At 62.0% G+C, this 1,685-nt stretch carries 1 protein-coding gene; it reads left to right on the top strand.

The genetic code is table 11. The annotated features are described in order from the left end of the window. Positions 1 to 73: 73 nt before the first annotated feature. Positions 74 to 1,603: a DHA2 family efflux MFS transporter permease subunit gene (locus QMX98_RS34510; protein WP_077749769.1), complete on the top strand. Its 1,530-nt coding sequence runs from the start codon at positions 74 to 76 to the stop codon at positions 1,601 to 1,603. The last annotated feature ends 82 nt before the right edge of the window (positions 1,604 to 1,685 follow it).

Raw genomic sequence — 1,685 nt, 5'->3', positions numbered from 1 at the left:
ACCCGCCCGCCCCAACGGGGGCCGCGGCGCCCCCTCAACGCCCCCGCGCCTGCCCAGCTTCAAGGGATTCACGATGAGCAATAACGCGTCTTTCACGCCGCCCAGCCTGCTGCTCAGCACCATCGGCCTGTCGCTGGCGACTTTCATGCAGGTGCTCGACACCACCATCGCCAACGTGGCGCTGCCGACGATTTCCGGCAACCTGGGCGTGAGTTCGGAGCAGGGCACCTGGGTGATCACTTCGTTTGCGGTGAGCAATGCGATTGCGCTGCCGCTGACCGGTTGGCTCAGCCGCCGGTTTGGTGAGGTGAAGCTGTTTCTCTGGGCGACGATTCTGTTTGTGCTGGCCTCGTTTCTCTGCGGTATCTCGACCTCGATGCCCGAGCTGATTGGCTTCCGGGTGCTGCAAGGCCTGGTCGCCGGTCCGTTGTACCCAATGACCCAGACGCTGCTGATCGCGGTCTATCCGCCGGCCAGGCGCGGCATGGCCCTGGCATTGCTGGCGATGGTCACGGTGGTCGCGCCGATTGCCGGCCCGATCCTCGGCGGGTGGATTACCGACAGTTACAGCTGGCCGTGGATCTTCTTTATCAACGTGCCGATTGGCATTTTCGCGGTGATGGTGGTGCGCCAGCAACTTAAGGCGCGTCCGGTGGAAACCAGCCGCCAGCCGATGGACTACGTCGGGCTGATCACCTTGATCATCGGCGTCGGGGCGTTGCAGGTGATCCTCGACAAGGGCAATGACCTCGATTGGTTCGAGTCGAACTTCATCCTCATCGGCGCGGCGATTTCAGTGGTCGCGCTGGCGGTGTTCGTGATCTGGGAAATGACCGACAAGCACCCGGTGGTCAATCTGCGGCTGTTTGCGTATCGCAACTTCCGAATCGGCACCATCGTGCTGGTGTTGGGTTACGCCGGGTTCTTTGGTATCAACCTGATCCTGCCGCAATGGCTGCAAACCCAGATGGGCTACACGGCAACATGGGCGGGGCTGGCGGTGGCGCCAATCGGGATTCTGCCGGTGCTGATGTCACCGTTTGTCGGCAAGTACGCGCACAAGTTCGACCTGCGGCTGCTGGCCGGACTGGCGTTCCTGGCGATTGGCCTGAGCTGCTTCATGCGCGCCGGGTTTACCAACGAAGTGGACTTCCAGCACATCGCGCTGGTGCAATTGTTCATGGGCATTGGCGTGGCGCTGTTCTTCATGCCGACGTTGAGCATTCTGATGTCCGACTTGCCACCGAGCCAGATCGCCGATGGCGCGGGCCTGGCAACGTTCCTGCGGACCTTGGGCGGCAGTTTTGCGGCGTCGCTGACCACGTGGATCTGGATTCGTCGGGCGGATCAGCATCATGCCTATATGAGCGAAAGCATCAGCACTTATGAGCCGGCGACCCGCGAGGCACTGAATGCCCTGGGCGGGCCGAGCAACCCGGCGTATGCGCAGTTGGATCATGTGCTGACCAGTCAGGCGTACATGCTCTCCACCGTGGATTACTTCACGTTGCTGGGTTGGGCATTCATGGGCTTGATCGTGATCGTGTGGCTGGCGAAACCGCCGTTTGCGGCGAAGGCGGGGCCGGCGGCCTCCGGCCACTAAGCCAAACATATTCCCCTGTGGGAGCGAGCCTGCTCGCGAAAGCGTCCTGTCAGTCAACATCTATCTCAACTGACACACCGCC

This window comes from Pseudomonas sp. PS02303, from assembly GCF_029959925.1.
Taxonomy (GTDB): Bacteria; Pseudomonadota; Gammaproteobacteria; order Pseudomonadales; family Pseudomonadaceae; genus Aquipseudomonas; species Aquipseudomonas mandelii.
This window is presented reverse-complemented; position numbering and strand designations above follow the sequence as displayed.

Coding starts and splice junctions, on each gene's coding strand:
- QMX98_RS34510 (WP_077749769.1), top strand. CDS start 74: ATGAGCAATAACGCGTCTTTCACGCCGCCCAGCCTGCTGCTCAGCACC.